Origin of the sequence: Ovoidimarina sediminis, from assembly GCF_032586175.1 — a bacterium.
Classification (GTDB): Bacteria; Pseudomonadota; Alphaproteobacteria; order Rhodobacterales; family Rhodobacteraceae; genus Ovoidimarina; species Ovoidimarina sediminis.
Window position 1 is genome coordinate 127,569 of the sequence record NZ_JAWHTE010000012.1, and the last position, 18,653, is coordinate 146,221.

Annotated in this window: 17 protein-coding genes; 9 read left to right on the forward strand and 8 right to left on the reverse strand. The window is 60.2% G+C overall.

All coding sequences use genetic code 11. The annotated features are described in order from the left end of the window. The first annotated feature begins 2 nt into the window (after positions 1-2). Genes RXV90_RS14930 through RXV90_RS14950 form a run of 5 tightly spaced genes read left to right on the forward strand, consistent with a single transcriptional unit; the run spans position 3 to position 5,962 of the window. Complete coding sequence (locus RXV90_RS14930) at positions 3-509, forward strand: TRAP transporter small permease (RefSeq protein WP_316649623.1); 507 nt, start codon at positions 3-5, stop codon at positions 507-509. Further along, entirely contained in the window at positions 506-1,813 is a 1,308-nt protein-coding gene (locus RXV90_RS14935; protein WP_316649624.1) for a TRAP transporter large permease, read from the forward strand. The genes RXV90_RS14930 and RXV90_RS14935 overlap by 4 nt, the downstream gene beginning before the upstream one ends. A 4-nt stretch (positions 1,814-1,817) precedes the next feature. After that, a complete protein-coding gene (locus tag RXV90_RS14940) occupies positions 1,818-2,234 on the forward strand; it encodes an acyl-CoA thioesterase (RefSeq protein WP_316649625.1) in 417 nt (138 codons plus the stop codon). A 21-nt stretch (positions 2,235-2,255) separates the two neighbouring features. After that, complete coding sequence (locus RXV90_RS14945; RefSeq protein ID WP_316649626.1) at positions 2,256-4,430, forward strand: indolepyruvate ferredoxin oxidoreductase subunit alpha; 2,175 nt, start codon at positions 2,256-2,258, stop codon at positions 4,428-4,430. Next, a complete protein-coding gene (locus RXV90_RS14950; RefSeq protein ID WP_316649627.1) occupies positions 4,427-5,962 on the forward strand; it encodes an indolepyruvate oxidoreductase subunit beta family protein in 1,536 nt (511 codons plus the stop codon). The genes RXV90_RS14945 and RXV90_RS14950 overlap by 4 nt, the downstream gene beginning before the upstream one ends. 12 nt (positions 5,963-5,974) lie before the next feature. On the opposite strand, the gene RXV90_RS14955 is transcribed toward RXV90_RS14950, so the two are convergent. From RXV90_RS14955 to RXV90_RS14970, 4 genes are all read right to left on the reverse strand, one after another. Then, positions 5,975-7,162 (reverse strand): 4-hydroxybenzoate 3-monooxygenase, encoded by a 1,188-nt coding sequence (locus tag RXV90_RS14955; RefSeq protein WP_316649628.1) that lies wholly within the window; start codon positions 7,160-7,162, stop codon positions 5,975-5,977. A 21-nt stretch (positions 7,163-7,183) separates the two neighbouring features. Continuing rightward, on the reverse strand, positions 7,184-8,032 hold the full coding sequence (locus RXV90_RS14960) for a class III extradiol dioxygenase subunit beta (RefSeq protein ID WP_316649629.1): 849 nt from the start codon (positions 8,030-8,032) through the stop codon (positions 7,184-7,186). After that, positions 8,032-8,421 (reverse strand): protocatechuate 4,5-dioxygenase subunit alpha, encoded by a 390-nt coding sequence (gene ligA, locus RXV90_RS14965; protein ID WP_316649630.1) that lies wholly within the window; start codon positions 8,419-8,421, stop codon positions 8,032-8,034. Before ligA ends, RXV90_RS14960 begins: the two co-directional genes overlap by 1 nt. A 162-nt stretch (positions 8,422-8,583) precedes the next feature. Next, on the reverse strand, positions 8,584-10,056 hold the full coding sequence (locus tag RXV90_RS14970; RefSeq protein WP_316649632.1) for a caspase family protein: 1,473 nt from the start codon (positions 10,054-10,056) through the stop codon (positions 8,584-8,586). Between the two features lie 232 nt (positions 10,057-10,288). Between RXV90_RS14970 and RXV90_RS14975 the strand changes: the two genes are divergently transcribed. Together RXV90_RS14975 and RXV90_RS14980 are read left to right on the forward strand one after the other, a co-directional pair. Further along, positions 10,289-10,483 carry a hypothetical protein gene (locus RXV90_RS14975; RefSeq protein ID WP_316649633.1) on the forward strand — a complete coding sequence of 65 codons (195 nt, stop codon included), beginning with the start codon at positions 10,289-10,291 and terminating at the stop codon, positions 10,481-10,483. Between the two features lie 15 nt (positions 10,484-10,498). Next, positions 10,499-11,338, forward strand: coding sequence for an OmpA family protein (locus tag RXV90_RS14980; RefSeq protein WP_410482372.1), 840 nt, complete (start codon positions 10,499-10,501; stop codon positions 11,336-11,338). A gap of 572 nt (positions 11,339-11,910) precedes the next feature. Here RXV90_RS14980 and RXV90_RS14985 read toward each other — a convergent pair. The 3 genes from RXV90_RS14985 to RXV90_RS14995 all read right to left on the reverse strand — a co-directional run bounded on the left by RXV90_RS14985 (position 11,911) and on the right by RXV90_RS14995 (position 15,716). Next, positions 11,911-13,539, reverse strand: a complete 1,629-nt coding sequence (locus RXV90_RS14985) for a putative ABC exporter domain-containing protein (protein WP_316649635.1) — start codon at positions 13,537-13,539, stop codon at positions 11,911-11,913. 3 nt (positions 13,540-13,542) lie between these two features. After that, positions 13,543-14,295 carry an ABC transporter ATP-binding protein gene (locus RXV90_RS14990; protein ID WP_316649636.1) on the reverse strand — a complete coding sequence of 251 codons (753 nt, stop codon included), beginning with the start codon at positions 14,293-14,295 and terminating at the stop codon, positions 13,543-13,545. Between the two features lie 401 nt (positions 14,296-14,696). Beyond that, positions 14,697-15,716: an LLM class flavin-dependent oxidoreductase gene (locus tag RXV90_RS14995; protein WP_316649637.1), complete on the reverse strand. Its 1,020-nt coding sequence runs from the start codon at positions 15,714-15,716 to the stop codon at positions 14,697-14,699. Between the two features lie 323 nt (positions 15,717-16,039). Here RXV90_RS14995 and RXV90_RS15000 point away from each other — a divergent pair, with 323 nt between their 5' ends. Continuing rightward, complete coding sequence (locus RXV90_RS15000) at positions 16,040-17,167, forward strand: tyrosine-type recombinase/integrase (RefSeq protein ID WP_316649638.1); 1,128 nt, start codon at positions 16,040-16,042, stop codon at positions 17,165-17,167. A gap of 165 nt (positions 17,168-17,332) precedes the next feature. Here the strand turns inward: RXV90_RS15000 and RXV90_RS15005 are convergent, their stop codons facing one another. Continuing rightward, the gene (locus tag RXV90_RS15005) at positions 17,333-17,575 is read right to left on the reverse strand and encodes a hypothetical protein (protein WP_316649639.1); all 243 of its coding nucleotides are present in this window, start codon (positions 17,573-17,575) and stop codon (positions 17,333-17,335) included. 168 nt (positions 17,576-17,743) lie between these two features. Here RXV90_RS15005 and RXV90_RS15010 point away from each other — a divergent pair, with 168 nt between their 5' ends. Continuing rightward, positions 17,744-18,478: a Crp/Fnr family transcriptional regulator gene (locus RXV90_RS15010; RefSeq protein ID WP_316649642.1), complete on the forward strand. Its 735-nt coding sequence runs from the start codon at positions 17,744-17,746 to the stop codon at positions 18,476-18,478. Positions 18,479-18,653 lie beyond the last annotated feature (175 nt).

Below are 18,653 nucleotides of genomic sequence, written 5' to 3' on the forward strand. Positions count from 1 at the left end.
GAATGCTCGACGCATTCGAACGCGGCTTTGAACGCTTTCTCAGGCTCCTGGCATATGCCGGGGGCCTGGTTCTCGCGGGGCTGGCCATGCTGGTGCTCTACGAGATCTTCATGCGCTATTTCTTCGGCCGCCCGTTCCGGGGCGGCTTCGAGATGACCGAAGTCGCCATGTCGGTGATCGTGGCCTGCGGGCTTCCCTACACGGCGATCAAGAGCGGGCATGTCGCCGTCGACATCTTTTCCCGTGTGTTCGACCGTCCCGCCTTCAGATGGCTGAACTTCGCAGTCCACGGCCTCGGCGCCGCCGCGCTTGCCCTCTTATCGTGGCAAAGCGCGAAACACGCACTCTCAGCCCTCTCCTACGGCGATGTGACAAACATGATGCGGATACCGCTCTACCCCTTCAAGACGGCTATCGCGATCTCTGCGGCCCTCTTCGCAATTGTACTTGCAATCAACGCGCTGAAGGCGCTCCGCCCGGCCGTGACCCCGCAAGAGGATACCGTATGACACCGACGATGGCGGGGATCGCGGGCTTCCTGGCCCTGTTTGTACTTCTGGCGATCCGCATGCCCATCGGGCTTGCGATGATGATCGTGGGAGCGGCCGGGATCGCGATCCTGAATTCAACGACGGCAGCCCTGAACAACCTGGGCTCTTTCGCCTATTCCTATTCCGCGGTCTTCACTCTCAGCGTGATCCCGCTATTCGTGCTGATGGGCGCCTTCGCCAGCGTTTCCGGCATGGGAGCGGATATGTACCGTACGGCCTACGCCTGGGTCGGCCACCGGCGCGGCGGGTTGGCGGCAGCGACGATCATCGCCTGCGCTGGCTTCGCCGCGCTGTCGGGCTCCTCCATCGCCGCGGCGGCGACCATGGGCAAGGTCTCGCTGCCGGAAATGGAACGCTACAACTACAGCCCGCGGCTCGCGACAGGTTCCATAGCCGCGGGCGGCACGCTGGGTATTCTGATCCCACCGTCTACGGTGCTGATCGTCTATGCCCTTTTGACCGAGCAATCGGTGGGGCGGTTGTTTCTGGCGGGTTTCCTCCCAGGTCTCCTGCTGACAGTGCTCTTCGTCGCCACGGTCTTCATCGTCGCCATCATGAACCCGAACGCTGGACCACCGGGAGAGCGCATCGGCCTTGGCGATCGCTTCAAGGTGCTCCTGAACTCGGGCGCCCTGGTTTTCGTGGTGCTGATTGTGATCGGGGGCATCTACTCGGGTATCTTCACCGTAACCGAAGCCGCGGCGGTAGGCGCCTTCCTCACCTTCCTCCATGCGCTCTGGACACGCAGGCTCACCATCGCGAAATTCCTCGATGCGCTGCTCGACACCATCAAGACCACCGCGATGGTGTTCTTCATCCTGATCGGCGCGCATTTCTTCGCACCGTTCCTCGCGCTCACACGCATCCCGGTAAACCTTGCCGATGCGATCGGCGATCTTGCGATCCCGGCACTTGCCATCCTTCTCGTGATCATCGTCGTCTACATCATCCTTGGCACCTTCATGGAAGGCTTCGCGATGATGGTTCTGACCGTGCCCATCGTGCTGCCGATCATCACGACGCTGGGATACGACCCGATCTGGTTCGGGATCATCATGGTCCTCGTCCTGGAGATGGGGCTGATCAGCCCACCAGTCGGATTGAACGTGTTCGTCGTGAAGGGTGTGGCGCCAGAAGTGCCGCTGGGCCAGATCTATCGCGGCATCCTGCCCTTCTGGCTGGCGATGGCGGTGTGCGTCGCGATCCTCGTGGCCTTCCCGCAGATCGCCCTGTTCCTCCCCGACACCATGCTGGGAAGGTAGGAACATGACCCTTGTGAACCGGCGCGAGCAATTCATCGAGTGGGGCGACTGCGACCCGGCGGGCATCGTGTATTACCCCCGCTATTTCGTCTATTTCGACAATGCGACCGTCGCTCTCTTCGCCGCCGCGGGACTGAAGAAAGACGAGATGGTCAAGGAATTCGATATGGTCGGCTATCCGATGGTCGACACCCGCGCCAAGTTCTCGATCCCGTCTCGTTGGGGCGAAACCATAGTGATCGAAAGCCGGATCGCCGGATGGAAGCGATCGAGTTTCGACGTGGAACACCGTGTTCTGAAAGGCGACGCGCTCGCCATCGAGGCCTGGGAAACCCGGGTCTGGGTCGGGCGGCACCCCGACGATCCCGACCGCATCAAAAGCCAACCGATCCCCGAAGAGATAAAGGCGCGCTTCGCCTGAAACGCCAAAGGAGAAAAGCGAATGGAAGTCTCCTTTCACAAGGAAATCGAAAGCCTGAAGCTCGGCGATGGCGAGACGTTTCACGGCGAGGGCATCCTCGCCGTCACAAAGGCACTCCTGCAATCGGGCGTGGCCTACGTCGGCGGTTACCAGGGCGCGCCCGTCAGCCACCTTCTGGATGTGCTTGTACAGTCTGAGGATATTCTCGACGATCTTGGCATCCATCTCGAAACCTGCACGAACGAGGCGGCGGCGGCGGCGATGCTCGCGGCCTCGCTGCACTATCCGCTTCGGGGCTGTGTGACCTGGAAATCCATCGTCGGAACCAATGTCGCCGCAGATGCCCTTTCGAACCTCGCCTCTCCCGGAGTGATCGGCGGCACGCTAATCGTGGTGGGCGAAGATTACGGAGAGGGGGCCAGCGTCATCCAGGAACGCACTCACGCCTATGCGCTGAAATCTTCACTTTGGCTGGTGGATCCGCGACCCGACCTGCCGACCATCGTGAACATGGTGGAAAAAAGCTTCGAACTTTCCGAGGCCAGCAATACACCCGTCATCATGGAGTTGCGGATCCGGGCCTGCCACGTGTTCGGAAGCTTCGACACGAAGAACAACATTCCTTCCCCGAAATCGACACGGACGAAGTTCGCATTACCAGCGCCCTTCGACTATTCCCGTCTCGCCCACCCGCCGGTGACCTTCCTTCAGGAGGCCGACAAGGTGAACCGGCGCCTACCGGCGGCGCGCGAGTTCATCGTCCGAGAAGGCCTGAACGAGTTCATGGGACCCAAGGAAGGTGAGATTGGGATCATCACACAGGGCGGGCTTTACAACGGGCTCAATCAGCGGCTCGTTGATGCGGGGCTTTCGGATATCTATGGCGACCTGAAGGTGCCGACGCTTGTACTTAACGTCACGCACCCGCTGGTGCCCGAACAGATCAGCGATTTCGCGCGCGGCAAGAAGGCGGTGCTGATCGTCGAGGAGGGTTCGCCCGAATACATCGAACTCGCCGTGGGCAAGATCCTGCGCCAGGCCGACCTTCAGACTAAGATCCACGGCAAGGACATGCTGCCGGCGGCGGGCGAATACACCGCTCCTGTCGTCGGACGGGGCCTTGCAGCCTTCCTCAGCGAATACGGGATCGATCCCGGCGGGCTCGCCAAGTGGCTCGACCACGTGGACGAAAACCGCAAGGCACTCGACGCTGCGGACTCGCCAGTGCTGCCGCCGCGTCCCCCGACTTTCTGCACCGGCTGTCCCGAAAGGCCGGTTTTCTCCGCGATGAAAATACTTCGGGAAGAAATGGGTCCGGTGCATGTCTCGGTCGATATCGGATGCCACGCGCTCGCGACGTTTGCCCCGTTCAGCCAGGGCCATTCCATCGTGGGCTACGGCATGTCGCTTGCCGCGAATTCCGCCGTCTCGCCCACGCAGGAAACCCGCCCCTTCACGGTCATGGGCGATGGTGGATTCTGGCATAACGGGCTTCTGACGGGCGTTGCCGGATCGGTCTTCAACGAGGACGACTCCGTCCTCGTCGTCATGAACAACGGCTACTCCAGCGCGACGGGGGCGCAGGATTTGCCGTCCAGCCGCCCGAAGGACACGGGGCGTGGCAAAGGCCTCGACATGGAAAAGGCGCTTCGCAGCATGGGCGTCAAGTGGATCCGCAGGATCGACAACTACAAGGTGCCCAAGGTCGTCGAAACCCTGCGCGAGGCCCGGACCACGAAGGAAAAAGGGTTGAAGGTCATACTCGCCGACGGCGAATGCCAGCTTGCCCGCCAGCGCCGCATCCGGCCCGCCATGGCCAAGGCCGTCGCGAAAGGAGAGCGCGTGGTGCGCACGCGCTTCTGGGTTGATGAAGAAACCTGCACAGGCGATCACAGCTGCATACGGCTTTCGGGGTGCCCGTCCCTGACGATCAAGCCAAATCCCGATCCCCTGCGCACCGATCCAGTGGCGCATGTGAACAACGATTGCGTGGGCTGCGGACTTTGCGGCGAGGTCAGTCATGCCGCACAGCTCTGCCCCTCCTTCGCGAGAATCGACATCCTGCAGAACCCAACGGCATGGGACCGGCTGCTGCGCAGTCTGTCGGACAGCCTGATCAGGCTTTTCGGTGGCGAACCCGACATTCGTGAGCGCCCCGCTGGCGCGTCGGCCGGGGTGGGAGTGCCCGCCGAATGACTGCCGCCACCGACACTCTGCCCACTCGCCTTCTGATCGCCGCCATGGGTGGCGAAGGCGGCGGAGTTCTCGCCGGCTGGCTCACCGAAGCGGCGCTGATGTCCGGCCTCTGGGTGCAACGCACCTCAGTTCCCGGCGTCGCCCAGCGCACCGGTGCCACCACCTATTATCTGGAGTTCCTGCCCCGAACCGGCGACCGGCGGCCTGTGATGGGCCTTCATCCGACACCGGGCCAGGTGGACGTGCTGGTTGCCACCGAGCTTCTCGAAGCGATGCGCATGGTGCAGGCCGGACACGTGACGCCAGACAGAACGCGGCTCTTCGCCTCTACCCACCGCGCCTTCACGGTGGATGAGAAAAGCGCCATGGCCGACGGCCGGCTCGATCCCACCCCCATGATCGCCACCTGCCGGGCCTTCGCGCGGGAGGCGACGATCCGCGATCTTTCCGAAGTGGCGCGCGCGGCCGAATGCCACCTGAACTCGGTCATCCTCGGGCTTCTGGCCGGTTCCGGGGCCTTGCCGATCCCGAAAGACGCGTGCCGCAAGGCGATCGAGGCCGGAAAGCGCGCTTCAGAGGCGAACCGGCGCGGTTTCGAAGCCGGGTTGGCGCTTGCGGCCCAAGAGGCCGATGTGCCCGACCTGCGGGGTCGCTCCAATGCCCCGACTGCACTGATCTCGGCGGAGGCTCGCCCTGAACCCATTCTGCCAGCGTCTCCCGAAACCGAATTTCTGCCCGATGAAGCGGCGGGGCTTGCCGCGGAAGCCCTCAGGCGGCTTACGGATTACCAGGATGGGGATTACGCCGCGCTCTACCTCTCCCACCTGCGCCGCCTCGCCGGGCATCCGGCGGCAAATCCCGCCTTCCTCGCTGCACTGGCCCGCCACATGGCAGTTCGCATGAGCTACGAAGACACCCATCGCGTCGCGGAGCTGAAACTGCGCCAGACGAGACTCTCGCGTGTCAAAGCCGAGGCCAAGGCCCGAGACGGCGATATCGTCGATGTTGCGGAATACATGAAGCCCGGCCCGGAGGAGATCTTCGGAATGCTCCCAGAGGCGCTCGGGCGAAAGCTCATCGCGATCTCCGACCGCCGGGGTTGGGGCAATAAATCCTTCCCGATGAAAGTGCGCACAACACGTTTCTCAGGGTTCATTCGCCTGAAACTTCTCGCCGCCGCAAAGCGCTGGCGCCTGAAGAGCCTGCGACACTCCGAAGAAATAGACTGGCTCAACCGCTGGCTCGGCCACATCGGGGCGGCCCTCGATACGGCGCCCGCCGCAGCTCTCGAAATCACCGAAACGGCGCGGCTGGTGCGCGGCTACGGCTCAACCTACAAGCGCGGCCTCAGGAACTGGCGCCTGATAGAAGCAGAGGTCATCACGCCCTGCCTCGACGGCAGCTTCCCCGCTGACATGCTCGCCGATGCGGTCCTGCAGGCCCGCCTCGCCGCGGTGAAGGATCCCGACGGCGACGCGCTCGACAAGGTTGTCGCTGCGTTCCGGAAGGTGGCGGCAGACAAGGCCGCGTGAGCCCCGGAGCGCTTAGGCCTCGAAGGGCAGGCCCACATATTCGTAGGCCAGCGCACGCTGCACGTCCTCGGACCGCAAGAGCAGGTCGTACTCCGCCTGCCTCAGCTGCTGGTCGAACGGATCTTCATTCGGGAAGGCGTGCAATAGGCGCGTCAGGCGCCAGGACAGGCTTTCCACCGCCCACACCCGTCTAAGGGCGGTGTCGGAATAGGTGTCGAGGTAGTGGTCGTCCCCCTCGCCATAGTGGGCGATCAGGGCCCGGCTCAGATAGAACGTGTCTGAAAAAGCGAGGTTCAGCCCCTTCGCTCCGGTCGGCGGCACGATATGCGCTGCATCACCCGCAAGGAACAGCTTCCCCCATGCCATCGGTTCGGAAACAAAGGAACGCAGCGGGGCGATGGATTTCTCCACCGAAGGCCCGGTTTCGATTTTCGCCGCCATCGGTTCGGGGAACTTCTGCATAAGCGCGTCCCAGAACCGATCATCGGACCAATCCTCTACCCTGTCGGTGACGGGAACCTGGATATAGTACCGGCTCAGTCGCTCGTTCCGCCGGGACGCCAGGGCAAACCCGTCTGGATGATAGGCATAGGTGATATCCGGCAACGGCGGACGTTCCACCATGATGCCCAGCCAGCCGAACGGATAGACCCGCTCGTAATTCCGCTGCAGATCTGAGGGAACGTAGCCCCGGCTCGGCCCGTGAAACCCGTCGCATCCCACGATGAAATCGCAAGAGACGGTGTGGGGGCCCGGCGCCAGATCGAACGTCACGCTCGGCGCGCCGGCAATATCGTGAAGCCGGACGTTCTCCGCCTCGCAGATCACCACGCCTCCGTCACGCTCGCGCGCGGCATAGAGATCCTCGGTGATCTGCGTCTGCCCCCAGTTCATCATCGGCTTGCCCGTCCAGCGCACCGTGTCGATGAAATGATCGTCCTTCTCGTGCCAGACGATGCGGGTGCCCTTCTTGACCATGCCCTCCCGGTCCATCCGCTCGGCCAAACCGTATTCACGCAGAAGGGCAACCGTCCCGTGTTCCAGAACCCCTGCCCGTATCCGGCCCAGTACGTGGGCCTTCGTCTGCCGCTCAACCACGATGCTGTCGATGCCCGAGGCAGCAAGCACATGCGAAAGGAACATACCCGCCGGCCCACCGCCAATAATGCAGACCTGGGTTCTCAGCGTCTGGCCTACCATACGGCTATCCCGCCCGTCGCATCACTTTGCAGGTTCGCAATCGAACGCAATCAATCCGAGCGCCGTGTTCGACGCCGGATAATGGTAGAACCGGTAGGCTTCCCGCGGGGCGTCACCCAGCGCGCCACGCATCACAAGCCACATGATCAGTTCCATCCCCTCGCTTCCCGCTTCACGCACCAGGCTCACGTGGTCGAGCCCTGCGAGCCGTTCTGGATCCGCCGTAAGATCATCAAGGAAGGCATGATCGAATTCGGGGTTCCACATCCCCGCGCGCTCGCCCTGCAACTGGTGCGACATGCCGCCCGTTCCGATCACCGCCACGCGCAGGTCTTCGCCGAAGCTTGCCACGGCGCGCCCGATCGCCTCGCCCAGCCGCATACAGCGCCGCGCGGTCGGCTGCGGGTACTTGATGACGTTCACGGCCAGCGGGATCACCGGGAAGGGCCAGGCATCCGGCGCACCGCAGAAGACCGATAGCGGCACCGTCAGGCCGTGGTCCACATCCATCTCAAGTGCCTGCGCCATGTCGAACTCCTCGGCCACGAGGCGCTCCAGCAAATGTGTCGCAAGCTCGGGATTCCCCTCGACCGCCGGCACCTTGCGGCGCCCGTAGCCCTGGTCGGCCGGCAGAAACCGGTCGGCGAGGCCCAGCGTGAACGTGGGCGTCAGTTCGAGCGAGAAGGCGCTTGCGTGATCGTTATAGACGATGATCGCAACATCAGGGGCCACGCCCGCAATCCATTCCCGCGCCGGCTCGAACCCCGCGAAGATCGGACGCCAGTAGTCGTTGCCCGCCTCGCCCCGGTCAAGCGCCGCGCCCACGGCGGGAATGTGTGACGTGCCCGCACCAGCGACGATCCGCGCCATCAGACGGATTTCCTTGCCGGCCCCATACCCTCGGGGCCCATCCTGCCCTCGGACAGCATCTCGCGGAATTCGTCTACCGTCATTCCGGTCATCTGCCCGCCGACATGCTGGAGTGTCGAGCGGTCGTAGGAGATGAGCTTCAGCATGTAATATATGTTCCCCCCGACGCTGAGCATCCCAAGCCAGTCGCGCTTTTCCACGAGCCTGCGCTGTTCCGGCGTCATGGGATAGCGGTCGATATAGCCCGCAGGGTCGTCGGTGAAGGCCTTGCGGTTTTCCTCCCGCTCCATCGACTTGCAGAACATGTTCAGGTGATAGCCTTCCCGGCACCGGGCCCCGTCGAAAACATAGGTGCCCGGAATATCGTCGAATTTCGCGCTGTCGCTCATTTCTGTGCTCCCTGAAGCAACTCTAGCCGCGGGACACGGCGCTGTCATCCGTCCGGTGAATGCAGGTCACGCCAAGCCTGAAATGCTCAATACGAAACGTCCGCGATCCCCGGGATGTGCGGCATTCTGCAAGGGCAACCGTCACCACGCCCCATCCACCAGTCAGTTGCAGCCCGAACCAGCCCAGCTCTGAAGCGCCAGTTTGAAACCAATCCCATATGGATGTTCCAGGCCTAGCGAGCGCTGGGCCTGGCCCGTCAGGTATGTTTCCGCCTGCGTGCACAGGGAAGATCGTGTCCACTGGTGGCAATTCGAACACTGCTGGCCCTTCCAGAGTTCTTCGGGAAGCCCATCGAACGGCGGATAGAGGGGCGACCCAAGGATCAACTCCGAAATCGATTGGCCCGCGATCTCTTCCTCGATCTGATCGAGAGGCGAGGTAAACGTGATCCCAGCCCCTGGTTCGGGAATGGCGACATCGGGCAATTCCGGGGCGGCCTCCGCCGTGCGGTCGACCGCACCGTCGGACAGCGGATCCTTCTTCTCGATCGCCGCAAGCTCAGAGCGTGCGAATTCCGCGTAGACCCCGTCAGGGAATGCGTCGAGATAGGCGATCAGATCGGCTATATCGCCCGAGGCCTGCGCCGCCGCGATAAGAGCCTCTTCGTCCGCGCTGGGCTCCGTGACCGGTTCTTCGACCTCGGCGACACCCAATTCCTCGTCCATCAACTGAGACAGCAGGGCACGCGCCTCGGCCTCGAAAGGACTGTCTGGATAGGCACGCAGAAACAGCATCACCTGCACCGGATCCCCCGTTGCCTTCACGGAATTCCATATCTGTGAGGCAGCCACGATTTCGGGCGAGATGTCCGGTTCCTGCTCCGCTTCGGCAAACACAAAGGCGCGGGTAAGTGACGAGGTATCCCATGGGGTTTGCAGACCTGCCGTCTCCTCCAGAACGCGGACGCGAACGGCGCGGAACATCTCCTCGATCCCGCGCCCCGGAACAGTCATTTCTACGGTGAGGGCCGATGTGAAAGGACTGTTCGCGCCACTGCCGTCATAGGCCACTTCGCCGGGTGCCGTGGCATAGGCAAGGAACGTTCCGGTAGGCGCTTTCATCTCGGCAAGGCCGTTGTCCCCAAAGGACGGCAGATCTTCGAATGGGTTGTCGCGGCAGGCATCCAGAATGAAAATGTTTGTCTGGTTTCGTGCCGCGAACATCTGGCGCAGAACGGCTTCGGCCTCGATCGCGGCAAAATCGAGATCGGCTTGCGAACCAAGCGCAACATCCACCGGCAGAAGGTAATTCGCGCCGAACGACTGCACCCCGTGCCCGGCGTAGTAGAAAAGCCCGGTTGCGTCCGCTCCCGCGTCACGCAGATCGCGCCCGAACTGGGCAATGGCGGTGGCGAGCGAAATACGGTCGGCGTCGGTGACAAGCGAGACCTGAAAACCAAGCTCGCCAAGGGTCTCCGCAATCAGCGTGGCGTCTCCCACCGGGTTGTTCAGAGGCGACACGGCATCATAGGCGCCATTGCCCACCACAAGTGCAATACGGCTTTCCGCCATGGAAGCCACGGGCAGAAGCCAGAGGATAAGCGTGACGGCAAGGATCGGTAGTCGCTCAAGCACGGGTTAACGGGTCTCCTTTGCCCTTGAGCGAAAAGGCTACAGTGAAACGGCGCCGACTTGCGAGGATTATCCATTCAAACTTGCGCCGCCAGGCATGCGCTGCGATGCTTCATCGCAACAGAGATGGGTGTGCCCGTGTCGCGGGAAGATTTGAGGGGCTCTTTGGCAGACAGTCGGCTGAACACCCTATGAAGATGTTACGACATTCCGAGCACCACAGCGAGAGTTTCCAATGAAAGCGCATTTACGTCTCGCCCACGCCCTTGCCGCGCTACTGCTGTTCGCAGTCGCCGCTCAGGCGCAATCTCCATTCACAGGTGGCTGGACGCTGGATCCCGCAAATTCGAGACTGAACTTCACCTCGATCAAGAAAGGTTCGGTGGTCGAAACAAGTTCGTTCGCGAATATAAGTGGCGGTATCGATTAGACCGGTCGGGCTGAAGTGCAGGTTCTGCTCGATTCAGTCGATACCAAGATCGACCTCAGAAATGTGCGGATGCGGTTCCTGTTTTTCGAGACGTTCAGGCATCCAAGTGCCACCGTGGCGCTGCAGCTGTCAGACGACATGGTCAGCGACATCGCCACAGTTCGTCGCAAGTTTCTGACCCTGCCCTACCGGATCTCTCTTCACGGGATTTCGCTTGACCGGTCGGCAGAGGTAACGGTGACCTATCTGGGCGACAACCTCGTATCGGTCAGCTCGGCAGCACCAATTTCGCTTTCGACAACGGATTTCGGGTTGGACGAAGGACGGCAGAAACTCGAGGAGGCAGCCGGCGTTACGATTGTTCCTGCCGCCCTGATCACCTTCGACTTCCTCTTTGCCCGTGAGGGTGCGCCGCTTCAGCCCGCAACCCAGACGACCGGTACCGCCACGCCAGCGTCCGTCGCGCTTGAGACCCAGGGAAACTTTTCCCAAGAAGAATGCATCGGGCGATTTGAAATCCTGAGCCGCACCGGAAACATCTATTTCAGCACGGGCTCGGCCCGTCTGACCGAAGAGAGCGCTGCGGTGCTGGATGCCATCGGTGCCATCATCGCGCGCTGCCCCGACATGGTGATCGAAATCGGTGGCCATACCGACAGCGACGGGTCCGACGCGGCCAACCAGCGCCTCTCCGAAGCGCGCGCACGTGCGGTCGCGGCATGGTTTGCGGATGCCGGCATCCCTGCAAACCGATTGCTGGCAGTGGGCTATGGGGAAGCCCGCCCCGCATTCCCGAATACTTCTTCAGACAACAAACGTCGCAACCGGCGGATCGAGTTCGCCCTCGCGCAATAACCGGGCCCTCGCAGACGGGGCAATGCACCTTGTTCCGTCGCCTCTCGTGCTGGTGGTCGGAACGTGGCTTGGCCGTGGCAGTACAGGGGTTATGCGAGCAGTTAAGATGTCGATGCCGGCTTTCTAAAGGCCAGCAGGCCAGCCGGTGCACAGGCTGCGATCCCGAACAATCTCAACCTTGCGACGTGATCGTGGATCATGCCGGTAAGCATTGTCTCACCGGGGCGTTAGGTCTCGATATGGCAGGCAAGCTGATCCCTGACGGTCGCGGGAGACCCGACCGAAGCACTGACGTTGCCCCTGGAACCGGGCCTTATGTTGGCCGCGAGAGGGGGATCGTGCCGGCCTTGGCCGACATCGTTCATCCGGCTGCATGAGGTGCCCATTTCGGCCGCAATCACCAATCCGGTATTGCTCATGAGAACTAAAGTGAACCCAAATTCTCGATTGAGCTTCTTTCAACGTCTCTGCGCGATGCTTCCAGATCTCAGGCCAACGCCCCCCATTCGGATGGATAGGACAGATCTCTAGATCCACCGTGCCGTCTAAACTGGAGTTCCTCTTTATTTGCCTTAGTCGATGGTTTCTGCGACCGCGAAGCGCCGGAAAGCATATTGCAGTGCGACCAATGTCAGAAGTCCGATCAACATCAGTGTTAGCCAGCTGGCCAATCCAGGAAGAACCAATGTGGTTTCCATCATTTTGAATGTGACCAGCCCCACGGCACCCGACACCGCCATAGCGGCGAAAACGAAGATCGTTTTCGCGATAAACTCGACAATAGAGCGACCAAGAAATTCAAAGTCTGCCCGTCCCATCGCAACGAGCTTTGTTGGAAACAGGAGATGTACCGTGTTCTCGAGTGCATGGATGAGCAACGTCAAGGGAAGCGCAAAAGCCGCTAATACCAGAGCAATTTGCGTGGTGACTCTATCCTCAAAGACAAGCGCGCTTGCTATGATTACCAAAGCAATGACATAGGCCAGAAGCACCTGAACCACGAGTTGGCCTGCGCAAATGCGCCATGGTGTGATGGGCAATGTCTTGTAGATTTCCATCCGGCTCAGGTCACCACGAAAGTCGCAGATCAGATTGCGAGGGAGGATGAATGCGAAGAAGACATAGATAATCATCAAAGTCTGTGCTTGCGTAACCGGCGCACCAAACGCCAAGGAAATCGGCGCAATACTGGCCGCGAGACCAACAAATACGATGATAAGTTTGAACGAATTTCGCAATGCGTTGAGGGCCTGCCGCCAGGCAATGGGCCCCAAGCCGCCAGCAATTGGTGCACGACGGATCGAACGCACCTCGGTCCGCTGTGTAGCCCAGAAAGATCCACCTTGTTTGATGCGCTCCCATCGGTTGCTCAGTCGGGCGTTTTCCACGAGGGAGCGTTCGGTCGTGCGTGCATCAAGCACGATAACAGTCCGCAGCAACGCCGAGTTGATGACGACCGCGGCAAGCGTCCAAAGGGCCAGATGCGAAACCGATGGCGCCACGAAAAGTTGGGCGAACACGATGTAGGGGATCAAGATCAAGGTCCCGATCCATGAGTGTCGAAACTCGGACAGAAGATCGATAATACCAAGGTCTGGCTTGGCCCATACGTAAAGCACGGTTGCAGCTGTAATTGCGCAAAGCAACGCAGTCGCGGGCCTTCGCATCCCGGCGAGCCTGCTGCCGTCGAGCGCATGCCCAGCCATACCTATGACGGCGCTGTTCAACTGAACGAACACAAGCGTCAGGAGCGAGGAGATAAAGACAGACAGGGCCGATCCTGTTAGCGGCTGCACAAGGAGCGTGATGAACGCGCTGCTCAAGGTGACGCCAGCGACGTAGGCGCCGAACTTATAGACGATCAAATCCTTTCGTCGGAACGGCCCGGTAAAAAGAAAATTGATCTCGTTCGGCGAAAAATGAAACGTAGGACCAGTTGTCATAAATACGGTGAGTAGCGACAGCCCGAGCATGCTGAGCGGCATGAAGGTAGTGATCTGCTCGCTAAATGCTTCCCGGTCCAGAGCCGCGGATCCGAAATAGATCGTGTCCGAGGAACTGTTTGAAGCGATCAGGAACCAAATGACCCCCCCGAACGCAAGAGAGAAAAGCAGGCCGCGCAAGGTTGCCAACTGGAGCAGGCGCTGTCGCAGACCGCCACGCAGTCGCAATATGAGAAGTTGGCGAAGTGCAGGATCCATCACTTAGACCACCGCGGTCTCTGAGGTCTGGTCTGGTGCTTGCGTGATCGAGAAATATACTTCTTCGAGGGCTGAAGTGCTGTCCGTATGGCCGACCTCGCTCAGCAGGTCCTCCATGGTGCCAAATCGGCGGCACTCGCCAAGGTTCAGTACCATGATGTGCGTGCACAAGTTCTCGAACAGGCTCAAAAGGTGTGAGCTTATGATAATCGCCGCGCCAGCCTGCGCGCGTTCGCGGATTGCTTGTTGGATCCCCCGGATACCTTGGGGATCCAGCCCCGTCAGGGGTTCATCGAACAGGATCACTTTTGGATCGTGCATAAAGGCACAGGCGATCGCCACCTTCTGCCGCATACCGCGCGACAAGTTATGGACGAGCGTATCGCGCTTGTGTGTGAGTTCGAATGACGCAAGGAGTGCTTCGGCATCCTTTTCGAAGTCTGCGAGTTTGTAAGCCGCCGCCGTGAAAGCCAGGTGTTCCCAAACCGTCATGGTGTCAAAGAGCCGCGGATCGTCGGGAATATAGCCAAGGTTCTCTTTGGCTGCGATCGGAGCCTGGACAATGTCATGGCCGGCAACCAGGAGGGTTCCCGAGCTGGGCGGGATAATCCCGCACAATGTACGCAATGTCGTTGTTTTGCCCGCCCCATTCGGCCCGAGCAATCCAAGAATCTGGCCTGGTTCGACCGAAAAGCTGAGGTTCTTCACGGCCGTGAAGCCTTTGTACTGCTTGCTGAAGTTCGTGACTTTGATCATGTGCTCTTTGCTCAACACTTTACGATTTGCCGACAGAGTGACGGCCTGGCATGCATTCTGACACCGCTCAAGTCGTCGATGATTTGCACCGATTCATGTCAAATCTAAGTTCAATACCGTTGCCCAGCCGATTACTGTGTCCGGATCTTTGCGAAACATGGGAAAGATTTGGTTAGCTGCTCTATTACCGAAGGGTATTCTCAAATCCCTACTGCGCAAGATCAGTGATCTTTTTGCAAACAGTTGAGCAGCACTTGGCGCAAAGACAGCGAGGGTCGAAAGCCCGCACCTACCGATCTAAAGCCACCTCAAAGCTCGCGCTCGCAGCGAATGGCGGCAAAGCGCGTTGCGTGTGCAGCATCATGGAAGTCAGCAGATGACGGCTTTGGGCCGCAAGGAGACTATGCCGGTTTCGCCGGCACCCTTATGTCGCCAAGGACCTCTGCCGCGATCTCGAACGACCTCACCCTTGCTGGATGGTCGTGGATCATACCGGTGAGCATGAGTTCGTCGGGCTTATAGGTTTCAATCAGGCTGCCAAGCTGATGCCTCACCGTCGAGGGTGAGCCTACCGCAGACACCGATAGCGAGGCCTCAACCTGCGCGAGCATGTGTTCAGGAACCTCGGCTGCCACATCGCGTGTCGGGCATGGGAGCTTTCCTGGACGCCCGCTGCGAAGACGTGCAAAGGCCAATACTTGGGATGTTCTCAGATACGCCGCCTCCTCATCGGTGTCCGCCGCGCATAGTCCGGCGACCATCATGAAATAGGGTCGGGCAAGCCACTTCGACGGCCGGAAGGTATTGCGATAGGTGACGATGGCGTCTTCAAGCATCGCTGGAGCGAAATGCGAGGCAAAGGCGTAAGGCAGCCCGAGATAGGCGGCAAGCTGTGCTCCGTAAAGGCTTGACCCGAGAATCCAAAGCGGCACATGCGTGCCCGTCCCCGGGATCGCCCTGACCTGCGTGTCCTCGTCGGCATCGTCGAAGTAATGAAGCAGATCCACGACATCCTGGGGGAAGGTGTCCTCCTGCGCCAAGTTCCGCCTCAGGGCCCGTGCCGTCGCCATGTCCGTGCCCGGGGCGCGACCAAGCCCCAAGTCGATGCGCCCGGGATAGAGCGTTTCCAACGTTCCAAACTGCTCGGCAACGATGAGAGGCGCATGGTTGGGAAGCATGATGCCTCCGGCCCCAACCCGCAGAGTCGTCGTGGCGCCCGCGACATGGCCAATAACCACCGCCGTGGCGGCACTCGCAATTCCCGGCATGTTGTGATGTTCGGCCAGCCAGTATCGGTGATAGCCGAGATGTTCCGCAGCACGGGCAAGATCCATGGTATTCGCTAAGGCATCTGCCGCGCTTTTCCCCTCGGGGATGGGTGACAGGTCGAGAAGCGAGAAGTGGTGAAGCGGTCTCTCCATAGAATGCAGCTAAACACTATCTCCGAGCGAGCCAAGTGGTGGTGATCGGTTGAGGTCTTTGGCGTCCGTGCACTCGCCTCGGCGTGCTGGCCGCGGTCCAAGCGACACGGACTTGCTTGACCGCAGAACACCCATCAAATAAGCACTGACGCGCTGAGCGGGCGTTGTGTAGTGGTAAGACCTCAGCCTTCCAAGCTTTAGTGATATGTTTCCTTCCGTGTCAAACTGCTTCTAGTACGTTCTTTTTATTGACTTATGTATGTCACATGGTGTCATGTTGGTTCCTCTCGTTTCTTTCTTAAACCGACAAAATACCGACATAGATGCCAAAGCTCACAGAGACCTTCGTCAACAAGCTTCCTCACGCCAAGGAAGGTACCCAGAAGTACTGGGACACCGAGATCAAGGGCTTCGTCCTGTTCGTCGGAAAGCGATCGAAGACCTGGTACTATCAACGCGACGTCGGCGGGCGCACGCAGCGGGCATTGATAGGTCGCTACCCGGTTATCACCGCTGCGACAGCCAGGCAGACAGCCCTCGGCTTTGCGCTTGAATGGGGCCGCGGCGCCGGCAAGGCGATCCAGATAGGAGCACCGACGCTCGCGAAGGCAATGGAGGCTTACCTGGCACGCCCCAGGCTGCGCTCTGAGGCGCACCGCCTGAGCGTTCGCCAGCAATTCGAACTCCACCTCAAAGAGTGGCTGAACCTACCACTCGACGAAATCACGAAGTCCATGGTCGTCTCGAAGCATCAATCGATGGCGGACAGGCCCTCCGCGGCCAATCACGCTCTCAAGTATTTCCGCACGGTCTGGAACCATGCACGCCGCACGGCCGACCTGCCCGAGTGCCCTACCCTCGCGATCGAATGGTACGAGGAACCACCGAACGGGTCGATCATAGAGGACCTCCTGGATTGGCGGCAGACGATCGATGCATTACCGAACCCTATCCATGCGAGCTTCTACGAGTTGCTCCTGTTCACCGGGTTTCGCAAGACAGAAGCGCTGACGCTCGAATGGAAGCATGTTCACGAAGATCGTATACATCTGCCGATGACGAAGAACGGTCGAAGCTTCGACCTGCCAATCCTGCAAGTACATCACGAGATCCTTGCACCCGTACGCGGCCTCCATCGACGCTGGGTCTTCCCATCACCTCGAGGACCTGAGGGACACCTGAGTGGACCCAAGCGGCTTAAGTGGGGTCCGCATGCTCACCGGCGCACTTTCGCTACGGTTGCCATGGAGGCCGGGGTTCTCGAAGAGGTGGTCGGGCGCCTGCTCAACCACACGCCGCTCTCAATCACCGGGCAACGCTACGTTAGACCTTCCTTGGATGCCTTGCGACCAGCAATGCAGACCGTTTGCGATGAGCTCGCGCGGCGCACCCACCCATCACGGGACAAGTTTGTCTGGAACGACGGGGATCTGAGAGAGGTTCCAACTTAGGGGTTTAGGCTAGGTGGACAGTGAACTTAAGTTCACTGCCACTACCACGACGAAGATCTACGTAGATGTCCGCTACCCGAGGAAAACCGGTCATCTGACCAAATTGCTCGGATGTCTCAGTAGAGCCCGAAGCGGAAACATCGATGAGCTATTCCGACTAGACCTTCATGCGTGCGGCCTTCTTACCGAGTTCCCGCCGGCGATGATCCGGTTGATCATCGCCGCGACTGCCTGGTGTTCCAGCACTTCGCCTTCCGTTCCGATGACGTTTTCATGAGTGGCTGCGGCGTCGCGGAGCACGCCGACGATTTCGTGCTCGGGCAGCAGCCCGTGATCGTTCATCGCAAGCAGGAGCGCCTCGCAGATCGAGAGAGCGGCCATGCCGGCATGTTCCGTCTGGTCAGGCATCTTGGGAAGTCCCTACTTTATCAAACTGGCGTGCAGAGGCTTGGCGGTTTCAACTGCCCGCTCATTATTGCAGGAAGTCTGGTACACTCGACTGATCTGAAGCAGTCGCCGGGTAAGAACATTCCGGTATTGCCAGCTTGGGAAATGATCTGCACCAAAGGGAGCCGCATGACAATCACAGCGAGCAGCCCGCTTACCCGCAAGCTTTCGACCTTTGTCGCCTTGTCAGACGCTGAGTTGGCCGTGCTGGAACGGCTGCATCAGCGCCGCCGGTCCTTCGCCGCGGGGCGCGATATCGTGCATCAGGGGCAATCGGATCAGGCCGCCTACATCCTATCCGCAGGCTGGGTCTGTTCGTACAAGATCCAACCCGACGGAACGCGGCAGATCGTCGATTTCCAAATACCGGGGGACTTCCTCGGATTGCGCAGCGTACTGCTGCGCACCTCGGATCACAGCTTTGAGCCAATCGTGAATATCCAAGCGGCCGAGGTGCTGGCAGGCGACCTATTGGAGGCGTTTGCGAAGATGCCGCGACTTGCGACGGCCATTCTTTGGGCGGCGTCGCGGGATGAGGCAATGGTGGTTGAGCATCTCGTGGGGCTTGGCCGGCGTGACGCGGATACCCGTCTGGCGCATTTCCTGCTTGAGCTTGGTGCAAGGTTGGCGTTGGTGGGATTGGGGAACAAGGCAGGTTACGATTGCCCCCTGACCCAGTATCATTTGGCCGATGCGCTTGGACTGAGTGCCGTTCATGTCAATCGCGTCCTGAGGCAGCTAAGGGAAAACGGGCTTTTAACCTTCCGGGACGGTCGTGTTTCGTACGACGACCATGATCGGCTGATGGAGTTCGCGGAGTTTGATTCTTTGTATCTGGATCAGAGTGGTCCGCTTCTCAAATGACCACGGCCGCCCTTCCGTAAAAAAGGGCGGCCATTGTCTTGATGTTGCACTAGTTCAGCTCGTAAAAATTTGATCCTTTATTCTCGCGTTTAGAAAACTACCCGTCGCGACCATCAGTTTCGAGGGCGTTCAGGAGGATCACGACGTCTGAGAGCGTCAGGGTGCCGCACTCGCT